Origin of the sequence: Aeromonas sp. S11(2024), from assembly GCF_041402345.1 — a bacterium.
GTDB lineage: Bacteria > Pseudomonadota > Gammaproteobacteria > Enterobacterales > Aeromonadaceae > Aeromonas > Aeromonas veronii.
Genome location: NZ_JBGLRC010000013.1, coordinates 69,061 through 87,971 on the forward strand (window position 1 = coordinate 69,061; position 18,911 = coordinate 87,971).

The following is an 18,911-nucleotide window of genomic DNA, read 5'->3' on the forward strand; positions in this document are numbered from 1 at the left end:
TTGATATCCGGGGCCGTCAGGCCCCGTTTTACATTAAAAAATGGCGCTGCGACGACGAGCGCGTGGCGGCCGAGCAGGAGGCAAGATGAGCAGCAAGTCACTGGATTGGGGTATCGATCTTGGCGGTACCAAGTGTGAATGCGTGGTGCTGGATGGCGACGAGGTGCTGCTGCGCCACCGCATCCCCACCGAGCGAGCGGGCGGTTATGACCATATGATCGGCCAGATCGCCAAGCTGGTAGCTGAGTGCGCCGAGAAGATTGGCCAGCGCCCGGCCGTCATCGGCATGGGCACCCCCGGCGCGCGGGATCCACAGACCGGCCTGATGAAGAACTGCAACACCACCGAGCTCAACGGCAAGCCGTTCAAGGAGGATCTGGAGCGCAAGCTGGGCGTGCCGGTGCTGATCGCCAACGACGCCAACTGCTTTGCGCTGGCAGAAACCCATCTCGGTGCAGTGCGCCAGCACCATCCTGATGCGAAAGTGGTGTTCGGCATCATCATGGGCACCGGGGTCGGCTCCGGCATCGTCATCAACGGCCAGATCCTTAACGGCCACCACGGCATCGCTGGTGAGTGGGGCCACAACGTGCTTTCCCCTGATGGCCCCGAGTGCTACTGCGGCAAGCGTGGCTGCGTCGAGACCCTGATCAGCGGTCCGGCGCTGGAGGCCTGGTACGAGGCGAAGGCCAAGCGCCACCTCTCGCTCGCCCAAATCGCGGCTGCCACCGCCCACGATCACATCGCCAAGCTCACCATCGACCGGCTGCACCTGCTGTTTGGTCAGGCGCTGGCCAATGTGGTCAACATTCTCGACCCGGATGTGATCGTCATCGGTGGCGGGGTGGGCAATGTGCAGAGCCTTTACAGCGCCGGACGACAGACAATTTTGCCCTTCCTCTTTAATCCCCGCTTCGCAACCCCCATTATTGCTCCTGCCCTTGGTGACAGTGCCGGGGTATTCGGGGCCGCACTGCTGGCCCGCGGTGAATTCAAGGAGGCCCTGCTGTCGTAGCCGGGGCTCCCGGGCGGCCGGTGCGCCGCCCTGTTGCTGGTTCAAGGAAACGGATTCTCGATGATCAAGATTGCCATCAATGGTTACGGGCGGATCGGTCGCAACGTGTTGCGAGCCCTCTATGAAAGCGGGCGCGACAAGACCATCAAGATCGTCGCCATCAACGAGCTGGCGGCCCCCGAGGCCATGGTGCACCTGACCCGTTACGATACCAGTCACGGTCGCTTCCACCATCCGGTGCAACTGGCGGGCAACAGCATGCTGGTGGGGGAGGATCTCATCTCTCTCTTTGCCGAGCGGGATCCGTCAAAGCTGCCGTGGCGGGCGCTGGGGGTGGATGTGGTGCTCGATTGCACCGGGGTGTTTGGCTCGCGGGCCGATGCCGAGCTGCATCTGGCGGCGGGGGCGGGCAAGGTGCTCTTCTCCCACCCGGCGGATGCGGATGTGGATGCCACCGTGGTCTACGGGGTCAACCATCATACCCTCACCGGAGCGGAGCGGATCGTCTCCAACGCCTCCTGTACCACCAACTGCGTGGTGCCGGTGATTGAAACATTGCATCGAGAATTCGAGATAAATTGTGGTACTATTACGACAATTCATTCGGCCATGCATGATCAGCAAGTCATCGATGCCTACCACAGTGACTTGCGCCGAACCCGCGCTGCCAGTCAGTCCATCATTCCGGTGGACACCAAGCTGGCAAAGGGGCTGGAGCGTATCCTGCCCCACTTCGCCGGCAAGTTCGAGGCGATCGCGGTGCGGGTGCCGACCATCAATGTAACAGCGATGGATCTCAGTATTACTGTTCGTAAAAAAGTGACAGTTACTGACGTAAATCAAGCCCTGCAACGGGCATCCAGAGGTACATTACACGGTATTCTGGATTACACGGAAGAACCTCTGGTCTCCGTAGACTTCAATCATGATGCACACTCCTGCATCATTGATGGTACCCAGACCCGGGTGAGCGATGCCAACCTCGTCAAGATGTTGATGTGGTGCGATAACGAATGGGGCTTCGCAAACCGGATGCTGGATACCACCCGGGCCATGATGGCCGCAGGCTGAGCCTGCCCCGGGCGAAAGGTTACTGTTTTTAACATTACCTGGAAAATATAGAGGACTGAATATGTCTGTTATCAAGATGACTGACCTGGATCTGGCGGGTAAACGCGTTCTGATCCGTGCTGACCTGAACGTACCGGTAAAAGACGGCAAGGTCACCTCCGATGCACGTATCGTTGCGACTCTGCCGACCATCAAGCTGGCTCTGGAAAAGGGCGCCAAGCTGATGATCACCTCCCACCTGGGTCGTCCGACCGAGGGTGAATACAACGAAGAATTCTCCCTGGCTCCGGTTGTCAACTATCTGAAAGACGCTCTGTCCTGCCCGGTTCGCCTGGCCAAGGATTACCTGGATGGCGTAGAAGTCGCTGCCGGTGAGCTGGTTGTGCTGGAAAACTGCCGCTTCAACAAAGGCGAGAAGAAGAACACCGAAGAGCTGGCCAAAAAATACGCCGCCCTGTGTGACGTCTTTGTAATGGATGCGTTCGGTACTGCTCACCGCGCCGAAGGTTCCACCTACGGTGTTGCACAGTTCGCTCCGGTCGCCTGTGCCGGCCCGCTGCTGGCGGGTGAACTGGAAGCGCTGGGCAAAGCCATGCTGAAGCCCGAGCGCCCGATGGTTGCCATCGTTGGCGGCTCCAAGGTCTCCACCAAGCTGACCGTTCTGGAATCCCTCTCCAAAATCGCTGACCAGCTGGTTGTCGGTGGTGGCATCGCCAACACCTTCATCGCTGCTGCCGGTCACAACGTCGGCAAGTCCCTGTGCGAGCACGACCTGATCGACACCGCCAAGAAACTGGCTGCCGAGACCAACATTCCTGTGACCACCGACGTGGTTGTAGGTGCCGAGTTCTCCGAGTCCACTCCGGCGACCATCAAGTCCGTCTCTGACGTGACTGACGGCGACATGATCTTCGACATCGGCCCGGATTCTGCCAAGGCCTTGGCTGACATCATCATGAACGCCAAGACCATCCTGTGGAACGGCCCGGTTGGCGTGTTCGAGTTCGACCAGTTCGCTGAAGGCACCAAGGTGATCGCTGAAGCCATCGCTGCTTCTCCGGCCTTCTCCATCGCTGGCGGTGGCGACACCCTGGCTGCTATCGACAAGTTCGGCATCGCTGACAAAGTCTCCTACATCTCCACTGGCGGCGGCGCCTTCCTGGAGTTCGTAGAAGGCAAGGTACTGCCGGCTGTTGCGATTCTGGAACAGCGCGCCAAAGCCTAATTGACCCGGAACGGGGGGCAAAAGCCTCCCGTTTCGTTTATCATGTGCCCGCTGTGCCGGTTCATGATGAACCCCCCATTTTTTATTAACGGCATACGAGACAGGACGATTAAACATGTCTAAGAAAATTTTCGACTTCGTAAAACCCGGCGTGATCACTGGTGATGACGTTCAGAAAGTGTTCGCCATCGCTAAAGAGAACGGCTTTGCTCTGCCGGCCGTAAACTGCGTTGGTACCGACTCCGTTAACGCCGTACTGGAAGCTGCCGCCAAGGTTAAAGCGCCGGTTATCGTTCAGTTCTCCAACGGTGGTGCCGTGTTCACCGCCGGTAAGGGTCTGAAGCTGGAAGGTCAGAAAGCTGCCATCCTGGGTGCCATCTCTGGTGCCAAGCACGTTCACGCTGTTGCCGAAGCCTACGGCGTGCCGGTAATCCTGCACACTGACCACGCTGCCAAGAAGCTGCTGCCGTGGATCGACGGTCTGCTGGAAGCGGGCGAGAAGCACTTTGCTGAAACTGGCAAGCCGCTGTTCTCCTCCCACATGCTGGATCTGTCCGAAGAGTCTCTGGAAGAGAACATCGACATCTGCTGCGAGTACCTGACCCGCATGGCCAAGATGAACATGACTCTGGAGCTGGAACTGGGTTGCACCGGTGGCGAAGAAGACGGCGTCGACAACAGCCACATGGATCAGTCCGCTCTGTACACCCAGCCGGAAGATGTTGCTTACGCTTACGAGCGTCTGTCCAAGATCAGCCCGCGTTTCACCATCGCTGCCTCCTTCGGCAACGTACACGGTGTATACAAGCCGGGTAACGTCAAGCTGACCCCGTCCATCCTGGACGCTTCCCAGAAGTACGTTTCCGAGAAGTTTGGCGTTCCAGCCAAGTCTCTGGACTTCGTATTCCACGGTGGTTCAGGTTCCACTCTGGAAGAGATCCGCGAGTCCATCTCCTACGGCGTAGTGAAGATGAACATCGACACCGACACCCAGTGGGCAACCTGGGAAGGTCTGCTGAACTTCTACAAGAAGAACGAAGCTTACCTGCAAGGCCAGCTGGGCAACCCGGAAGGCGCCGACAAGCCGAACAAGAAGTACTACGATCCGCGCGTATGGCTGCGTGAAGGTCAGACTTCCATGATCGCTCGTCTGGAGAAAGCATTCTCCGACCTGAACGCCATCGACGTACTGTAATTCGTTACCGCACCTTGATTGCATGAAAAGGCGCCCTTCGGGGTGCCTTTTGCATTTCTGTGATCCGCACCGGTTGGTGAGTGGAGGAGGAACTGGGTATTATCGAAACAACTTTGCTTATTTTATTAAACAATTTGCAACCAAGGCAGGATGCTGAGTATGCAGGCAGGAAAGCACAACGGATATCAGGAGCACGTCGCCTCCTACTACGCGGCCACCCGCAACGACTCGCAACAGTGGCCCGAGCTGGAGGGGGAGCACAAGGCTGACGTCTGCATCATCGGCGGCGGTTTTACCGGTCTCAATACCGCCATCAATCTGGCTGATGCCGGTTACAAGGTCGCCTTGCTGGAGGCCAACCGTATCGGCTGGGGCGCCTCCGGGCGCAACGGCGGTCAGCTTATTCGCGGTATCGGCCACGATACCAGCCAGTTTGCCCGCTGGATTGGCGAGCAAGGAGTGCGCGAGCTCGATTTGATGGGGCTGGAGGCGGTGCAGCTGGTACGCGAGCGGGTCGAGCGTTTCAATATCGAGTGCGATCTCACCTGGGGTTACTGCGACCTTGCCACCCGTCAGCGCCATCTGGCCGGCTTTGAGGAAGATCTCGACCATCTGGCGAGCCTTGGCTATGAGCACGAACTCAAGCTGGTGCCGCGCGAAGATATCCATAGCGTGGTGGGGTCGGATCGCTATATCGGCGGCCTTATCGACATGGGCTCAGGCCATCTCCATCCCCTCAATCTGGCGCTCGGCGAGGCGCGCGCCGCAGCCAGCCTCGGGGTTTCCCTGTTTGAACACTCCAGAGTGACCCATATCGATTACGGCAAGCAGGTTGAAGTGACCACCGCCCACGGCCGGGTCACTGCCGACTATCTGGTTATCGGCTGCAACGCCTATCTCAACGACCTCAATCCGGAGCTGGGCGGGCGGGTGCTGCCGGCCGGCTCCTACATCCTTGCCACCGAAGTGCTGGATCGCCGCTTGCGCCAGCGCTTGCTGCCGCAAAACATGGCGGTGTGCGATCAGAACGTGGCGCTCGACTACTACCGTCTCTCCGCCGACGGTCGCCTGCTGTTTGGCGGGGCCTGCAACTACTCGGGAAGGGATCCCCGCGATATCAAGGCCTTCATGTTGCCCAAGATGCTGCGGGTCTTCCCCGAGCTGGCTGGCACCGCCATCGAGTTTCAGTGGGGCGGGATGATCGGGATTGGCGCCAACCGGCTGCCGCAGATTGGCCGATTGAAGGCTCACCCCAACGTGCTCTACGCCCAGGCCTACTCGGGTCACGGCCTCAATGCCACCCATATGGCGGGCAAGCTGGTAGCCGAGGCGATCCGCGGCGAGAGCCGTGGTTTCGATCTCTTCGCCAGCGTGCCCCATATCACCTTCCCCGGCGGCCCGGCGCTGCGCTCCCCGCTGCTGGCACTGGGGATGCTGTGGCACCGGATAAAAGATGTTTTATAAACGAAACTTTTTCCTAATTTAAATTATGTGACAAAAAACGAGATTAAAATGTTGTTCATGTTCTCGTATGAACATATCATTGGCGGCATATTTACTAATTTATCAGAGTGTGATTATGAATGAGTTGGTTATAAAGTCAGAAGCGGATTTGTATAATTCTTTAAATCTTATTAAAAATGATAAGTTAGATTTTGATGGATTAGCTATTCGCTTTGATGGTTGGCCAACTATGTCTATTCATTTACATGGTGATAAATTTGATTCAACTATCACGCCTGAATTGATGAAAGCTTTTATTGAAATGCAGTCATCTATATTTAGAGCTTACTCTTTAGCACGATATAATACTGTGCAAATAAGAGGGTTGAAACAAATAGAGAAGGACTTATTAGAAATAAGAGTAAAAGTTCAGCCTGGTAGTTCATTGTTTGAAATTAATTTTCAGGAGATTCTTGAGAACATTTGTAATTCCATGGTGGGGAAAATGGAGAGTAAGCACTTAGTGATTATGGTGCTCGGTATAGCCGCAATTTATGGATCTAACTCTGCATTTAATTCTTATTTAGAAGGGCAAAAAGAAGTTCGTCTTGCAGAGATAAAAAGTGAAGAACAAAGAGGCCTGATAGAGCAACTAAAGTTAAGTCAAGAGGGGGAGACTGAACGGCTAAAAATATTGAAGGATATTATTGACGAACAGCCACGCTTGAAAACAATAAATCAATATTACGCATCTGCATCCAATGAGATTTTAAAACGGTCTAGTGATGCAACCTTGATAACTATGCAGGGAATGGATATATCAGGTGATGTGGCTGTCGAATTAACAAAGACTGAAAGAAAGAAGTCCAATGAAGTATATTTGGATGGCAGTTATAGGATTTTAGGTGTTGACTCATCTAAAACAGGTGAGTTTAAAGTTAAATTAAAGAATACAAGTACAAATGAATCATTTATTGCCATGATTGTTGATGAGAAAATAAACCCAGATTATATAAAATTAATTCAGAAAGCCGAATGGCAACAGCTGCCAATCCGGCTACATGTAAACGCAAGAGAAGCTAATGGAGTGATAAAGCAGGCTCATATAGTGAGAGCTGAATCTATCCATATAAGTTCTGCTGACTGAGTGTTTATGGGGCTGGTTCGGCCAGCCGCCATCCCTGTTCGCTCTTCATCATCCACACTTCTGCCTCTTGCGGCAGCACCTGGCCCGCCTCGAACTCGCCATATTTGCGCTCGAGCTCCATCAGCCCCATCTCCTGCTGGAAGGGGCCCACCCGGTCGTAGACCAGGTCCTCGTCGTGCAACACCTGCAACTGATCGAGCCCCTGTTTGAAGTGGAGCTGGTAACTCACCTTGACCAGATAGACCCCCTCCATCCGCTCCTCCTTGCCGAGGATGGTGAAGTCGCTGATATCGAACAGGTTGGCGTCTGTCTCGGCCAGCAGCTTGGCGGTGACCTGCTGGCGGATATCCTCTTCACCGGGCCCTGCACTGCAGCCATAAAGCCAGAGGGCTAGCAGGGGGATGAACCACTTTTTCATCAAAACTCCGGACAAGTGCAAAACGAGAGGGGCGATTGTGCCACGCGAATGCGCGGCGGCAAACCTCGGCTCACGGTTCCAGTGAACGTTCCAGCACGATGGCCTCGGCCCGATAACCAGCCAGCTCGCGGCGATAGCACTCGGTGAACCCTCTGCGCAGCCAGAAGGATAGAGCACTCTCATTGCTGGCAATCACTGACAGGCGAAGCCGGGTAGCCCCCCATGAGCTTGCCAGCGTGCAGGCGTGAAGATAGAGCGACTGACCACGGCCACTCCCTTGCCAGGGTTCCCCCACCAGTAACAGACCCAGATAGGCGGTGTCTGGATTGGGGTAGCCGCGCAGCAGATCAATGACAGCGGTGAGTTCTCCCTGCTCCCAGCGGCCGATGAGATGTTTGTCGGAGAGAGGCAGGCCGGATGGGCAGGCGACAAGTTCCTCTTCTCCTGCCTGTGCAGAGAGAGGGGCATTGCTCACCGCCGCCTGATAGGAGGGGGCCTGCTCGAACAGCCGCTGCAAGGCAGGTGCATCGCTTGTCTGCAGCCGACGCAACTCAGTGTGCATCACTTACCATCTCGAGATGTTTGGCAAAGGGGATAGGCCCCATAAAACCGGTGACCCGCTGCCCTGTCAGCTCCTTGCCCTCGCGGTCGAAGAAGATCAGGGTCGGCAGCCCCAGCACATTGAGGCTGTTGAGCAGCTCGATATCGGCATCGTCGTTGGCGGTAACATCCGCCTGCAGCAGCACCATCTGGCCGAAGCGCGCCCTCACCGCGGGATCGCTGAAGGTCTTGTGCTCGAACTCCTTGCAGGCGACGCACCAGTCGGCGTAGAGGTCGAGCAGCACCGGTTTGCCGCGGGCGGCGGCCAGCTGCACCTTGAGATCATCCAGCGTCTTGACGCGGATAAACCGCGGCGCCGTTTGACCGGCATCCGCCGTGATGGCAGCAGGGGTGGCCGGTTGCAGCAGATCCTTGCCCACCACCACGGCGCTGATCATCGCCAGCAACAGCACGAAGCCGCGCACGCTTTTGGCCACCGAGTGGGGCTGATGCTGGTTGTGGTGATAGAGATAGCCGCACAGCAGCAGCCCCCAGCCGAGCCAGGCGAGAGTAGTAATCTGATCGCTCCAGAGCCGTGACAGCAGCAGGATCGGCACCGCCAGCAGGGCAAAGCCAAACAGCTGCTTGATCACATCCATCCAGGCGCCCGCTTTTGGCAGCAGCTTGCCACCCGAGGTGCCGAGCAGCAGCAGCGGCAGCCCCATCCCCAGTGACAGTGCATAGAGCGCCGCGCCGCCGAGCCAGAGATCGCCGCTCTGGGCCACGTAGATCAGCGCCCCCGAGAGCGGCGCCGTGGTGCAGGGGGAGCAGACCAGCCCGGAGATCATCCCCATGATGGCGACCCCGACTACCGAGCCCCCCTGCTGGCGGTTGGAGAGGCCGGAGAGTCGGGTTTGCAAACTGCTCGGCAGTTGCAGGGTGTAGAGGCCGAACATGGAGAGGGCCAGCAGCACGAACATCACCGATAGACCGGTCAGCACATAGGGGTGTTGCATCGCAGCCTGGAATTTCAGTCCCGCTGAGGCCACTACCAGCCCCAGCAAGGTGTAGGTGACCGCCATCCCCTGCACATAGACAAAGGAGAGCAGGAAGGCGCGACCGGTGGAGAGGCTATGGCCAGCACCGGCGATGATGCCGGTCAGGATTGGGTACATGGGGAAGACGCAGGGGGTGAAGGCGAGCCCCAGCCCCAGCGCGAAGAAGGCGACGATGCTGAGCCAGAAACCCTGATGGCCGAGGGCGGCGGCGAGCTGATCCTGCTGACTCACTGGTGCGACGTTTTGTGCCGTTTCAGTAGTGGACGCTGTGGTTGCCGTAACCAGCGGGGCCACATCGATCAGCTTGTCAGTCGGCGGATAGCAGAGGCCGTCGGTACAGCCCTGATAGCGCACCCGCAGGGTGGCATTTTCCCCCACCTCCTTTAGCGGCACCGCGATGCTCACCTGCTGGTAGTAGACCCGGGTTTTGCCGAAGAAGTCATCCTCGTGCTCGGTGCCTTCCGGCAGGGGCGGCTCGCTGAAGGTGAGGTTGTTCCCCTTGAAACTCATGCTGTGGCGATAGAGGTAGTAGTTGTCGGCGATGTGGAGGGTCAGCAGCAGCTGATCGCCACGCTGTTCGCTCTCGATCTGAAAGGCCTCATCGACCTGCAAAAATTTGGGTTTGGCGTTGGCCTCAATGCCCAGCGAGCTGAGCAGATCGGCGCCACTGGCGTGGGCTGGGGCGCTGCCCACCGCTGTCATCAACAGGGCACAGAGCAGCAACAGGGGAGAGAGCAAGCGGGTGAACGTCATGAGGTCTCCCCATTGAGCCAGTCGAGATAGGCAGGTAGTCCGGCACTCACCGGCAGGGTCAGCAGCTCGGGCACTTCATAGGGGTGATTGGCTTGAATACATGCCTGCAGCTCGGCAAAGCGCGATTGGCGGGATTTGATGATGAGCTGGATCTCGGTGGCGCGCTCCACCTTGCCTTGCCAACGATAGACGGAGGTGACGCCCGGCAGTTGATTGATGCAGGCGGCCAACCGCTGGTTCAGCAGTTGTTCGCAGAGAAGGTCGGCACTGGTTTGATCTGGGCAGGTGCAGAGCACCACAATGGCGTCGGTCATAAAGCGGATCTTCACCTCGTTGGGGTAAACCGGGCAGGCGCCCTTGCCGTATCATCCCCATTTGCGGATGAAGGTGAAAAAAGCGCCTGAAAATCAGCGGCTACTATACCCCAGAGCCGCTTCAAATAGCATCTGTAGCCATTTGTGAGCCAGCGCCAAAAATTTGTGGGGGGCATGAGATAGACGCTGTCATGGGGACAGGGCAGAATGAGCGGGCTTGTTCCCAATTGACGTAAGGAAATGTATGACCCAACAGAATGAGCAGCAGAGAAACCGCATGTTGAGCCTGCTGCGCGAAGGTGAGCGCCGCATGTTGGTTCAATTGGCCGGGCTGCTGCGCACGACCGCCGATGAAATCAATGCCGAGCTGGAGAAAGAGGAGCTGATGGCCACCCTGGAGCAGCCCATCACGGTGGAGTATCTCAACGGCGTGGTGCAGCACCATCTGTTCGAGCGCAAACACAAGGGAGATATGGCGGTTGCCCAGCAGATCCTGAGCGATTATCAGAGCGAGCTGGAAGCGCTGCAGGCTGCCCAGGCCCAGCCTGAAGAGGCTGCCGCTGCCGACGAGAGCGGCGAAGAGCTCAAGGCCCAGGCTTGAGCGACGGGCAGGCCTGAATCCTTACCTCTGAATCAGCCGGCCTGCCAGCGCTGACGCCTTTTGCGGCCCCATCATGTCTGCCATGATGGGGCCGTGTCGTTTCTTCTGTAGTCTTTCCTTGTTGACCTTCACTTCCCGGTTTCAATCCAACGGATTCGTACCTTAGCGCGCCTCTTGGGGCATGCCGTGCGGCACGTCGCGGGGGATGGGGAACACCTTGTCATAGCCCCAGTTGTAGACGAAGGCATAGATCAGGTAGAAGACGACGAAGCCCAGATCCAGCACCAGCGCCTCCAGCAGGCTGACGCTCAGCCACCAGGACATGACCGGCAGCGCGACGATCAGCAGACCGCCCTCAAAGCCGAAGGTATGCAGCACCCGTTGCCACAGGGTTTTGTGGGTATGGCCCTGATACTTCAGCAGCAGCTTGTCGACCCCGATGTTGTAGATGTAGTTCCAGACGGTGGCCAGCACCGAGAAGAACAGTGCCAGCGGGCCCATATGGTTGAGCCCGACCCCGGTAACCCAGCTGGCCAGCGGGGCGGCAATCAGCAGGCCAATGAATTCAAAGCCAATGGCATGGCGCAGGCGATCGTTACGGGTACGCATAAGTCACTCTCTCAATCAGATTTATTCACGGATTGCTGGTTAATCTATAGACCTTTAGCGATAGATTCATGTTGGTATCCATCGCTAAAATAGATGGATGAGAGAGCTTGCCGGAGGGCCATAAGATGACGCCATCACTGGAACAACTGAGGATCTTGCTGGCGGCCGCCGAAACCGGCTCGTTTTCCGCTGCCGCCCGCAAGCTGGGCAAGGCGCAGTCGGTGGTGAGCAGCGCCATCGCCAATCTGGAGATCGATCTGGCGCTCACCCTGTTTGACCGCAGCGGCCGCTATCCGCAGCTGACGGAGGCGGGGGCCCGCATGGTGCAGGAGGCGGGGATCCTGCTGGCGCAGAGTGAACGGTTGCAATCCATTGCCGGAGAGCTGGCGGCCGGGGTGGAGACGCGCCTCACTCTGGCCATCGATGATGACTCCCACCTCCCCTGGCTCGGCACCCTGCTGGAGGCGTTCGCCACTCGCTACCCGACCGTGGAGCTGGAGCTGCTCTTCCCACTGATGGAAGATGTGACCGAGATGCTGGTGACCGGCCGGGCCCAGCTCGGCATCAGCTATCAGAAGGTGTATCCGCAGCGGGAGATCGTTGCCCATTCGCTGGGGGAGGTGACTATGCCGCTGGTGGTGTCACCGGATCATCCGCTGGCCCGCAAGCAGCCGCTGCGGGAGGTCGATCTGCAGGGGGCACGCCAGCTGATGGTGACCGGCCGACGGGAAGGGAGCGAGCGTCAGCGTTTTCGCATCTCGGCTCAGGTGTGGTGGGTCGAGGGGGATCTCGGGGTGCTGGAGCTGGTCAAGCGGGGCCTTGGCTGGTCCGCCATCCCGGAATTTCTGCTGCATCAGCCGCTGGCTCGCGGCGAAGTGGTGGTGCTGGAGCCGGACTTTATCGCCAGCCACGCGCTGGCGCTGGAGTTGCAGTGGCATCGCGCCCGCCCGCTGGGGCAGGCGGGGCGCTGGCTGAAGGAGGCACTGCTGGCGCGAGTGCCTCGCTAGCCGACCTTACTCGGTCAGGGCGTAAGGCAGGGGTTGCAGGGTGAGGCGGGAGCCTTCGTCCTGCTTGAGGCGGAATTGGGCGTCAGCCTCGGTATCCTTCGGCAGTACGGCGGTGAGCCACACCTGCCCAGCCTGTTGCCAGGCGTTGAGCACCATGCCGCTGCGGCGCCAGTTGTCACCCAGTTGTAGCTCCAGGGTATCGCCGCTGGCAACCGGCTCGCCGGTAGTCCCCGCCAGCAGGAACAGGGCGCGGTTGTTGGCGCCGCGATACTTGGCGCGGGCCACCGTCTCCTGCCCCATGTAGCAGCCCTTGTTGAAGCTGATGCCGTCCAGTGCCTGCAGGTTGAGCATCTGCGGGATGAACTCCCCCTGATGCACCTCTTCCATGTGTGGCAGGCCCGCCTTGATCTCGAGCCCCCACCAGAGTGACTCGTCACCTTGCGGCAGGGCGTCGGCTTGTTGATTGCTCACCAGCAGCCAGCGATCCTGCTCAATCTTCACCGCCATGCCGCCGTCGATCAGACCGCTCTGCAGAAGGCCAAACTGCGCGGCGATCCAGCCATCGCTGCCCGTACCGGCGATCCCGGTGGCGTGACGATCATCGGCGGCGATCTCGACCTTGGAGAAGACGGCAAATTTCTTCAGCTCCGGCAGCTGACGCTCAAGTACCGAAGGGCTGGTCAGCAGCAGCAGGCTGTCGTCGAGGCAGAGCAGGCGGAAATTGCTCCACAGCTTGCCCTTGGGATCACAGTGGCCGCCCGGGGTCTGTTGCCCCGGTTGCAGGGCGTTGACATCACAGGTGACCTGACCTTGCAGATATTTGGCGCGATCCTGGCCGCTGATACGGGTGATGGCCAGCTTGGTCAGGGGGAAGCGGGTCGGCTCGGCAGGAAAAACAGGTGGTTGCAGGCTCACGATGGTATTCCAGAGAGAAAGTATGTGAGCTGCATGGTAAAGACGTAACTAATGTTTGTCAGCCGGAAAATCCAGCTGGTACCATCCCCCGGTCTTTGTAAGGAGAGTGCCATGTTGAGCCCAGTTGAAAAATCCCGCCTGAAGTGGGCCTGCCGTCGCGGTATGCTCGAACTGGATGTGATCTTTATGCCCTTTTTCGAACACGAGTTCGACTCCCTGAGCGAAGCCGATCAGCAGACTTTTATCCGCCTGCTGGCGAGCGACGATCCGGATCTGTTCAAATGGTGCATGGGTCATGGTGTCCCTGCCGATCCCGCATTTGCCGCCATGATCCCGATGATCCTGGAGCGCAATCAGGCGCGCCACGACCGCCAGGGGTAATACCGTGGAGCGGGTGATCATGACGGTTCACCCCTCCCGCCATCAGCAATGTTTGCTGGTGGCCCTCTTTCTGTTGCTGCTTTGGCCGGTGGCTGGCCTGATTGCCGGTTGGCAGTGGGCGCTGTTGCTGCCCGTCTGGCTGGTGGCGCTCTGGCTGAGCTGGCGGGCGCTCGCCGAGCCCCCGTTCGAGCTTGTCTGGGATGGTCAGTGGTTGCAGTGGCAAGGTCGCCGCTATCAGCTCGACAAGAAAAGCCGCATTCTGCCCGGCGTGCTCAGGCTGGCGCTTTGTCCCGAACCGCAAGAGAGTGGAGCCGTGTCGCCACGGCAACTCTGGCTCTTCTCCGATGCCCTTCTCCCCGAACATTACCGCCTGCTGGCGCGAGCCATCCACTTTCTGCCGTCTCGGCGCTGACACCTGCTTTCCGTGATGACCATGCGCTGATTTACCGCGATAAGCTGCTGCCATGTGGCTGGCGGCACTCTTTTTGGGGCTGAAAAGCGGTTGAAAACAAGTGACCCCGCCGGGGCGGGGTCACTGATAGCTGCAACGCTTGGCAGGAAGGGGGATTAATCCCGCTCCGGGGTCAGCACGGTCGGTTTGGAGTCCGGCAGCATATCCGGATGATCCAGGTTGTAGTGCAGGCCGCGAGACTCCTTGCGCTGCAGGGCGCAGTTGACGATAAGCTCGGCTACCTGCAACAGGTTGCGCAGCTCCAGCAGGTTGTTGGAGACGCGGAAGTTGGCGTAGTACTCCTGCACCTCCTGCTTGAGCAGGTCAATGCGGCGCTTGGCGCGGGCGAGGCGTTTGTTGGTACGCACTATCCCCACGTAGTCCCACATCATCAACCGCAGCTCGTGCCAGTTGTGCTGGATCACCACCAGTTCGTCGGAATCTTCCACCTTGCTCTCGTCCCACACCGGCAGGCGCGGCGGCTCCACGCTCATCGGCAGCTTGGCCAGAATATCGGCCCCCGCCTGATGGGCATAGACCACGCATTCCAGCAGGGAGTTGGAGGCCATGCGGTTGGCGCCGTGCAGACCGGTGTAGGTCACTTCGCCGATGGCATAGAGGCCGGGGATATCGGTCTGGCCGTTGTTGTCGATCATCACGCCGCCACAGGTGTAGTGGGCGGCCGGCACTATGGGCATCGGCTCCTTGGTGATGTCGATGCCGACCGCAAGGCAGCGCTCATAGATGGTCGGGAAGTGCTTGATGATGAAATCGGCCGGTTTGTGGCTGATATCCAGATACATGCAATCCGCCCCGAGCCGCTTCATCTCGTGGTCGATGGCGCGGGCGACGATATCCCGCGGTGCCAGCTCGGCCCGCTCGTCAAACTCCGGCATAAAGCGGCTGCCGTCCGGGCGGCGCAGATAGGCCCCCTCGCCACGCAGCGCTTCGGTCAGCAGGAAGTTGGGGTCGTCCGGGTGGAACAGGCTGGTGGGGTGGAACTGGTTGAACTCTAGGTTCGCCACCCGGCAACCGGCCCGCCATGCCATGGCGATGCCATCGCCAGAACTCACATCCGGGTTGGAGGTGTACTGGTAGACCTTGGAGGCACCACCGGTGGCCAGCGCCACGAAACGGGCACGGATCACCTCGACCTGCTCGGCGTTGCGGTTCCAGACGTAGGCCCCCAGCACCTTGTTGCCCGGCAGGTTGAGCTTGCGGGTGGTGATGAGGTCGACCGCGTTGAAGCGCTCCATCAGCTGGATATTGGGGTGAGCGCGCACCTGATCGATCAGGGTTAGTTGCACCGCTTTGCCGGTGGCATCCGCCGCGTGGAAGATGCGGCGATGGCTGTGTCCCCCTTCCCGGGTGAGGTGGTACTGGGATTCGCCGTCGGCGTTCTCCTCCTGATCGAAGGGGACCCCTTGCTGAATGAGCCACTGGATGGACTCGCGGGCGTGGCGAGCGGTGAACTCGACCACTGCCGGGTCACACAACCCGGCGCCCGCGTTGAGCGTGTCGCTCACGTGGGATTCGATGCTGTCGGTTTCGTCGAAAACGGCAGCGATGCCTCCTTGCGCATAGAAAGTGGCCCCTTCACTGATGGGCCCCTTGCTCAGAACCAGGACTTTGGCGTGGTCTGCCAATCGCAACGCGAGGGACAAACCAGCGGCACCGCTGCCAATGATCAGTACATCGCAAAGGTATTCAACACTTGCTTTCATAAGTATCATTGGCCTGGATTAAGAACTGGCACCATGGTAGCCCAAGCGAGGGCGAGGATGCAGCCTGCATCACATTTTTTTCAATTGAAGCGAACTTTCTCTGATTCTCCCTGTCTGAACTTGTGCGCTTAGGAAGGGCCGGAAAAGAAAAACGATAACCTGATGGGGGTTTTACGGCTCTGATGAGCGACCAGAATCTACTGGACGAACAGCTGGTTGAACGGGTCCAGCGCGGCGATAAAGCAGCTTTCAACCTGTTGGTAAAAAAATACCAGCATAAGGTGGTCAACCTGGTTGCCAGGTATGTCAACAATCCCGGTGATGTGCCCGATGTGGCGCAAGAGGCCTTTATAAAAGCCTACCGTGCATTGCCGACATTCCGTGGCGAAAGTGCTTTTTACACTTGGTTGTACCGAATTGCCGTCAACACGGCGAAGAATTATCTCACCTCCCAGGGGCGCAGGCCGCCCAGCAGTGATGTGGAGGCTGACGAAGCGGAGTCTTATGGTGGTGGTGAAGCCTTGCAAGAGGTCTCAACCCCCGAAAACCTGGCGCTGACTGACGAGATCAAACGCACCGTGTTTTCAGCCATAGAGGCATTGCCGGAAGACCTGAGGACAGCTATCACCCTTCGCGAACTGGAAGGGCTGAGCTACGAAGAGATTGCCGAAATCATGGATTGCCCAGTGGGTACGGTCAGATCCCGTATCTTCCGGGCGAGGGAAGCAATCGATAAAAAGCTGCAACCTCTGATCGAGAATTAACTGGGGAAAGACGGGTTAACTTATGGCAAATAAAGAGCAAATCTCTGCCCTGATGGATGGTGACCTGAGTGACGCAGAGGTACTGAACGAGCTGGAGATGGACTCCGACTTGCAAGATACCTGGGGTCGTTACCACCTGATCGGCGATGCCATGCGGGGTGACCTGCCGGTCAATCTGCAACTGGATCTCAGTGACAGCATTATGGCTGCGCTGGAGGATGAGCCCACCATACTGGCACCCAAGCCGGTCGAGACGGCTCCCGTGCTGCAACCAGCCGTTGCGCCGGTCAAGACTGATTCCAATGTGGTTCCGTTGTTCCGCCGTGTCGGTCAGCAACTGGGTCAATATGCCATTGCGGCATCTGTGGCCGCTGCCGTGATCTTCGGGGTGCAGCAGTATCAGGGGCAGGATGGCGTTCCGGCCAATCCGGTTCTCAATACCATTCCAATCGGTGGCAGTGCTGCACCTGTGAGTGTTCACTATCCGCAACAGGATGGTGCCCGTGCCCGTCAGCAGGGGCTGACCGAACAGCAGATGCAGGAGCAGCGGGAGCGGATCAACGCCTTCCTGCGTGACCACCAGTTGCAGCAGCGCCTGTTGCAAGACAGACAGATCCAACAATAACGAATTGTCAGGGATACAAACGTGCGCCAGTCCAGCCGTATTTTGCTGGCCTCTCTCCTGCTGATCAGTGCCAAGGCCTCGGCCGACGATAAGTCGGCCGAGGCCTTGTTGCAGCAGATGCAGAGTGCCGTGCAGCAACAGAATTTCGAGTTGTCCATGGTCAAGGCCCGTCAGGGGCGTCTTGAACCGATCCGGATCAGCCATGCCATCATCAACGGCAAGGAAGTGGCCCACCTCAGTTACCTCGACGGCAAGGCGATCGAGTATCTCCAGCGCCAGAATGAATACACCTTTTTTGAAAACAGCCACGATCCCTACACCCTGAAGGATGCCCGCTTCCCCGGCATCTGGTCGACGTTGGTGAAGATGCCGCTGGCGCAGGTGCTGGAGAGCTATGATCCAGTGCTGGCCGGTCGCAGCCGGGTTGCCGGTGTGGTGGCACAGGTGGTGAGGCTGGTGCCTAAAGAGGCCGATAAATATGGTTTCGTGCTCTGGATTGACGAGCAGAGCCACTTGCTGCTGCGGATCGACATGGTCGAGCGGGAAGGCAATCTGGTGGAGCAGGTACTCGGTGTCGAACTGGATCTGCAGAGCAAACCGGCCCCCTGGCTGGTGAAGCTGGCCAACAGCAAGCAGCCTCCGGCGCTGGCGCTGGAGGATGCCTATCCGGCGCCGCAACAGCAGTTGAACTGGCAGATCACCTGGTTGCCCGATGGCTTCAAGGTGCTGTCGCAAGACCGGCACCAGCTGGTGACCACCAGTATGCCGGTGGATTACATGATGCTCTCCGACGGGCTGGTGGATCTCTCAGTCTATGTCTCCCGGGTGGATCCCAAGCAGGCGGTGCGCCAGCAGCTGATCCGCCAGGGGGCGACCTCGCTGGTGAGCTATGTCAACGAGGTGGGGGTCGAGATCACCGTGGTCGGCGAGGTGCCTGCCGAAACCGCCAAGCGCATCGCCGAGTCGGTCCAGCCGCTGGCCCGCAACGAAGCGGTGCAGTAACGGGGGATGCGGGGTTGTCCCCCGCTTGCCGAGCGTGGCGAGTCGTGGTCAGATCCCCTGATTGTGTGAACCCGAGGTGTTGCCGTGAATGAGATGAGTGAAGAGCTGGCGACCGTGGTGGCCATTGAGGGTGACCATGCCTGGGTGGAGTGCGAGCGTCGCTCCGCCTGCAGCGGTTGTCAGCAGCAATCCAACTGCGGTACCGGCACCGTGGCCAAGGCGTTTCCCCTGAAAGCTCCCCGCTTGCGGGTCAGGCTGACCGCCGAGGTGCGGGTTGGCCAGCAAGTGAGGCTCGGTATCCCGCAGGAGAGTCTGCTGCGCGGGGCTGCGCTGGTCTATGTGCTGCCGCTTTTCTGTCTGTTGGCCGGCGCCTTGCTGGGGCAGCTCTGGCTGGCGCCGCTGCTCTCGGGCGGGGAGAGGATTACCATTCTCTGTTGCCTGCTGGGGGGCGTGCTGGGCTTTTTACTGGTTCGTTACTTTTCCAACCGCCTGGATCAGGGGCGCTACGGCCCGCAGATGCTCGGCGTTATCGTCCCTGTCCGCATCCTCCCCTGACCGAACAGGCGCTATTTCACTGGCGCTGGCGACTAAAGAATGGCCGTCAGCCGGGTTATCCAGTAAAATCGCGCCTCCATAACTGACCTTAACTAATT

21 protein-coding genes are annotated in these 18,911 nt (G+C 58.8%); 14 read left to right on the forward strand and 7 right to left on the reverse strand.

The window, feature by feature from the left end; genetic code table 11:
* Nucleotides 1-85: 85 nt before the first annotated feature.
* The 6 genes from ACB040_RS12590 (at nt 86) to ACB040_RS12615 (ending at nt 7,096) form a co-directional block, all read left to right on the forward strand.
* Nucleotides 86-1,015, forward strand: a complete 930-nt coding sequence (locus ACB040_RS12590) for an ROK family protein (RefSeq protein ID WP_371154978.1) — start codon at nt 86-88, stop codon at nt 1,013-1,015.
* A 60-nt stretch (nt 1,016-1,075) separates the two neighbouring features.
* On the forward strand, nt 1,076-2,086 hold the full coding sequence (gene epd / locus ACB040_RS12595; protein ID WP_005335438.1) for an erythrose-4-phosphate dehydrogenase: 1,011 nt from the start codon (nt 1,076-1,078) through the stop codon (nt 2,084-2,086).
* Between the two features lie 61 nt (nt 2,087-2,147).
* Nucleotides 2,148-3,311, forward strand: coding sequence for a phosphoglycerate kinase (locus ACB040_RS12600; RefSeq protein ID WP_005335436.1), 1,164 nt, complete (start codon nt 2,148-2,150; stop codon nt 3,309-3,311).
* Nucleotides 3,312-3,426: 115 nt separating this feature from the next.
* Entirely contained in the window at nt 3,427-4,506 is a 1,080-nt protein-coding gene (gene fbaA / locus ACB040_RS12605) for a class II fructose-bisphosphate aldolase (protein ID WP_005340963.1), read from the forward strand.
* Nucleotides 4,507-4,665: 159 nt separating this feature from the next.
* Entirely contained in the window at nt 4,666-5,970 is a 1,305-nt protein-coding gene (locus ACB040_RS12610) for an NAD(P)/FAD-dependent oxidoreductase (RefSeq protein ID WP_371154975.1), read from the forward strand.
* 115 nt (nt 5,971-6,085) lie between these two features.
* The gene (locus tag ACB040_RS12615; protein WP_139433854.1) at nt 6,086-7,096 is read left to right on the forward strand and encodes a hypothetical protein; all 1,011 of its coding nucleotides are present in this window, start codon (nt 6,086-6,088) and stop codon (nt 7,094-7,096) included.
* Nucleotides 7,097-7,100: 4 nt separating this feature from the next.
* On the opposite strand, the gene ACB040_RS12620 is transcribed toward ACB040_RS12615, so the two are convergent.
* From ACB040_RS12620 to cutA, 4 genes are all read right to left on the reverse strand, one after another.
* Nucleotides 7,101-7,514, reverse strand: coding sequence for a hypothetical protein (locus ACB040_RS12620; protein WP_371154973.1), 414 nt, complete (start codon nt 7,512-7,514; stop codon nt 7,101-7,103).
* A 70-nt stretch (nt 7,515-7,584) separates the two neighbouring features.
* Nucleotides 7,585-8,076, reverse strand: coding sequence for a GNAT family N-acetyltransferase (locus tag ACB040_RS12625; RefSeq protein ID WP_371154971.1), 492 nt, complete (start codon nt 8,074-8,076; stop codon nt 7,585-7,587).
* Nucleotides 8,066-9,865: a protein-disulfide reductase DsbD gene (locus tag ACB040_RS12630; RefSeq protein ID WP_371154969.1), complete on the reverse strand. Its 1,800-nt coding sequence runs from the start codon at nt 9,863-9,865 to the stop codon at nt 8,066-8,068. Before ACB040_RS12630 ends, ACB040_RS12625 begins: the two co-directional genes overlap by 11 nt.
* On the reverse strand, nt 9,862-10,179 hold the full coding sequence (gene cutA / locus ACB040_RS12635; protein WP_371154967.1) for a divalent-cation tolerance protein CutA: 318 nt from the start codon (nt 10,177-10,179) through the stop codon (nt 9,862-9,864). Before cutA ends, ACB040_RS12630 begins: the two co-directional genes overlap by 4 nt.
* Before the next feature lie 244 nt (nt 10,180-10,423).
* Between cutA and ACB040_RS12640 the strand changes: the two genes are divergently transcribed.
* The gene (locus tag ACB040_RS12640; RefSeq protein ID WP_005362699.1) at nt 10,424-10,780 is read left to right on the forward strand and encodes a hypothetical protein; all 357 of its coding nucleotides are present in this window, start codon (nt 10,424-10,426) and stop codon (nt 10,778-10,780) included.
* Between the two features lie 162 nt (nt 10,781-10,942).
* Here ACB040_RS12640 and ACB040_RS12645 read toward each other — a convergent pair whose 3' ends face one another.
* Entirely contained in the window at nt 10,943-11,389 is a 447-nt protein-coding gene (locus ACB040_RS12645) for a PACE efflux transporter (RefSeq protein WP_371154965.1), read from the reverse strand.
* Between the two features lie 125 nt (nt 11,390-11,514).
* On the opposite strand from ACB040_RS12645, the gene ACB040_RS12650 reads away from it, so the two are divergent.
* The gene (locus ACB040_RS12650) at nt 11,515-12,396 is read left to right on the forward strand and encodes a LysR family transcriptional regulator (RefSeq protein WP_338773880.1); all 882 of its coding nucleotides are present in this window, start codon (nt 11,515-11,517) and stop codon (nt 12,394-12,396) included.
* A gap of 6 nt (nt 12,397-12,402) precedes the next feature.
* Here the strand turns inward: ACB040_RS12650 and ygfZ are convergent, their stop codons facing one another.
* Nucleotides 12,403-13,311, reverse strand: a complete 909-nt coding sequence (ygfZ, locus tag ACB040_RS12655; protein WP_338773882.1) for a tRNA-modifying protein YgfZ — start codon at nt 13,309-13,311, stop codon at nt 12,403-12,405.
* Between the two features lie 111 nt (nt 13,312-13,422).
* On the opposite strand from ygfZ, the gene ACB040_RS12660 reads away from it, so the two are divergent.
* Together ACB040_RS12660 and ACB040_RS12665 are read left to right on the forward strand one after the other, a co-directional pair.
* On the forward strand, nt 13,423-13,692 hold the full coding sequence (locus ACB040_RS12660) for a succinate dehydrogenase assembly factor 2 (protein WP_005335417.1): 270 nt from the start codon (nt 13,423-13,425) through the stop codon (nt 13,690-13,692).
* Between the two features lie 19 nt (nt 13,693-13,711).
* Nucleotides 13,712-14,104: a protein YgfX gene (locus ACB040_RS12665; protein ID WP_338773884.1), complete on the forward strand. Its 393-nt coding sequence runs from the start codon at nt 13,712-13,714 to the stop codon at nt 14,102-14,104.
* A gap of 155 nt (nt 14,105-14,259) precedes the next feature.
* Here ACB040_RS12665 and nadB read toward each other — a convergent pair whose 3' ends face one another.
* Nucleotides 14,260-15,867: an L-aspartate oxidase gene (nadB, locus tag ACB040_RS12670; protein WP_005335413.1), complete on the reverse strand. Its 1,608-nt coding sequence runs from the start codon at nt 15,865-15,867 to the stop codon at nt 14,260-14,262.
* A gap of 182 nt (nt 15,868-16,049) precedes the next feature.
* On the opposite strand from nadB, the gene rpoE reads away from it, so the two are divergent.
* From rpoE to ACB040_RS12690, 4 genes are all read left to right on the forward strand, one after another.
* The gene (rpoE, locus tag ACB040_RS12675) at nt 16,050-16,631 is read left to right on the forward strand and encodes an RNA polymerase sigma factor RpoE (protein WP_005335411.1); all 582 of its coding nucleotides are present in this window, start codon (nt 16,050-16,052) and stop codon (nt 16,629-16,631) included.
* Between the two features lie 22 nt (nt 16,632-16,653).
* Nucleotides 16,654-17,256: an RseA family anti-sigma factor gene (locus ACB040_RS12680; RefSeq protein WP_005335409.1), complete on the forward strand. Its 603-nt coding sequence runs from the start codon at nt 16,654-16,656 to the stop codon at nt 17,254-17,256.
* A gap of 21 nt (nt 17,257-17,277) precedes the next feature.
* Nucleotides 17,278-18,258: a MucB/RseB C-terminal domain-containing protein gene (locus ACB040_RS12685; protein ID WP_047436059.1), complete on the forward strand. Its 981-nt coding sequence runs from the start codon at nt 17,278-17,280 to the stop codon at nt 18,256-18,258.
* Between the two features lie 93 nt (nt 18,259-18,351).
* Entirely contained in the window at nt 18,352-18,813 is a 462-nt protein-coding gene (locus ACB040_RS12690) for a SoxR reducing system RseC family protein (RefSeq protein WP_047436058.1), read from the forward strand.
* Nucleotides 18,814-18,911: the final 98 nt, after the last annotated feature.

Excerpts from the sequence above, each read along its gene's own strand:
- cutA (WP_371154967.1), bottom strand. The coding sequence starts at position 10,179 with ATGACCGACGCCATTGTGGTGCTCTGCACCTGCCCAGATCAAACCAGT.
- ACB040_RS12590 (WP_371154978.1), top strand. The coding sequence starts at position 86 with ATGAGCAGCAAGTCACTGGATTGGGGTATCGATCTTGGCGGTACCAAG.
- ACB040_RS12610 (WP_371154975.1), top strand. The coding sequence starts at position 4,666 with ATGCAGGCAGGAAAGCACAACGGATATCAGGAGCACGTCGCCTCCTAC.
- ACB040_RS12625 (WP_371154971.1), bottom strand. The coding sequence starts at position 8,076 with ATGCACACTGAGTTGCGTCGGCTGCAGACAAGCGATGCACCTGCCTTG.
- rpoE (WP_005335411.1), top strand. The coding sequence starts at position 16,050 with ATGAGCGACCAGAATCTACTGGACGAACAGCTGGTTGAACGGGTCCAG.
- ACB040_RS12615 (WP_139433854.1), top strand. The coding sequence starts at position 6,086 with ATGAATGAGTTGGTTATAAAGTCAGAAGCGGATTTGTATAATTCTTTA.
- ACB040_RS12650 (WP_338773880.1), top strand. The coding sequence starts at position 11,515 with ATGACGCCATCACTGGAACAACTGAGGATCTTGCTGGCGGCCGCCGAA.
- ACB040_RS12620 (WP_371154973.1), bottom strand. The coding sequence starts at position 7,514 with ATGAAAAAGTGGTTCATCCCCCTGCTAGCCCTCTGGCTTTATGGCTGC.
- ACB040_RS12680 (WP_005335409.1), top strand. The coding sequence starts at position 16,654 with ATGGCAAATAAAGAGCAAATCTCTGCCCTGATGGATGGTGACCTGAGT.
- ACB040_RS12660 (WP_005335417.1), top strand. The coding sequence starts at position 13,423 with ATGTTGAGCCCAGTTGAAAAATCCCGCCTGAAGTGGGCCTGCCGTCGC.
- epd (WP_005335438.1), top strand. The coding sequence starts at position 1,076 with ATGATCAAGATTGCCATCAATGGTTACGGGCGGATCGGTCGCAACGTG.
- ACB040_RS12630 (WP_371154969.1), bottom strand. The coding sequence starts at position 9,865 with ATGACGTTCACCCGCTTGCTCTCTCCCCTGTTGCTGCTCTGTGCCCTG.
- ACB040_RS12600 (WP_005335436.1), top strand. The coding sequence starts at position 2,148 with ATGTCTGTTATCAAGATGACTGACCTGGATCTGGCGGGTAAACGCGTT.
- ACB040_RS12665 (WP_338773884.1), top strand. The coding sequence starts at position 13,712 with ATGACGGTTCACCCCTCCCGCCATCAGCAATGTTTGCTGGTGGCCCTC.
- ACB040_RS12645 (WP_371154965.1), bottom strand. The coding sequence starts at position 11,389 with ATGCGTACCCGTAACGATCGCCTGCGCCATGCCATTGGCTTTGAATTC.
- ACB040_RS12690 (WP_047436058.1), top strand. The coding sequence starts at position 18,352 with ATGAGTGAAGAGCTGGCGACCGTGGTGGCCATTGAGGGTGACCATGCC.
- fbaA (WP_005340963.1), top strand. The coding sequence starts at position 3,427 with ATGTCTAAGAAAATTTTCGACTTCGTAAAACCCGGCGTGATCACTGGT.
- nadB (WP_005335413.1), bottom strand. The coding sequence starts at position 15,867 with ATGAAAGCAAGTGTTGAATACCTTTGCGATGTACTGATCATTGGCAGC.
- ACB040_RS12640 (WP_005362699.1), top strand. The coding sequence starts at position 10,424 with ATGACCCAACAGAATGAGCAGCAGAGAAACCGCATGTTGAGCCTGCTG.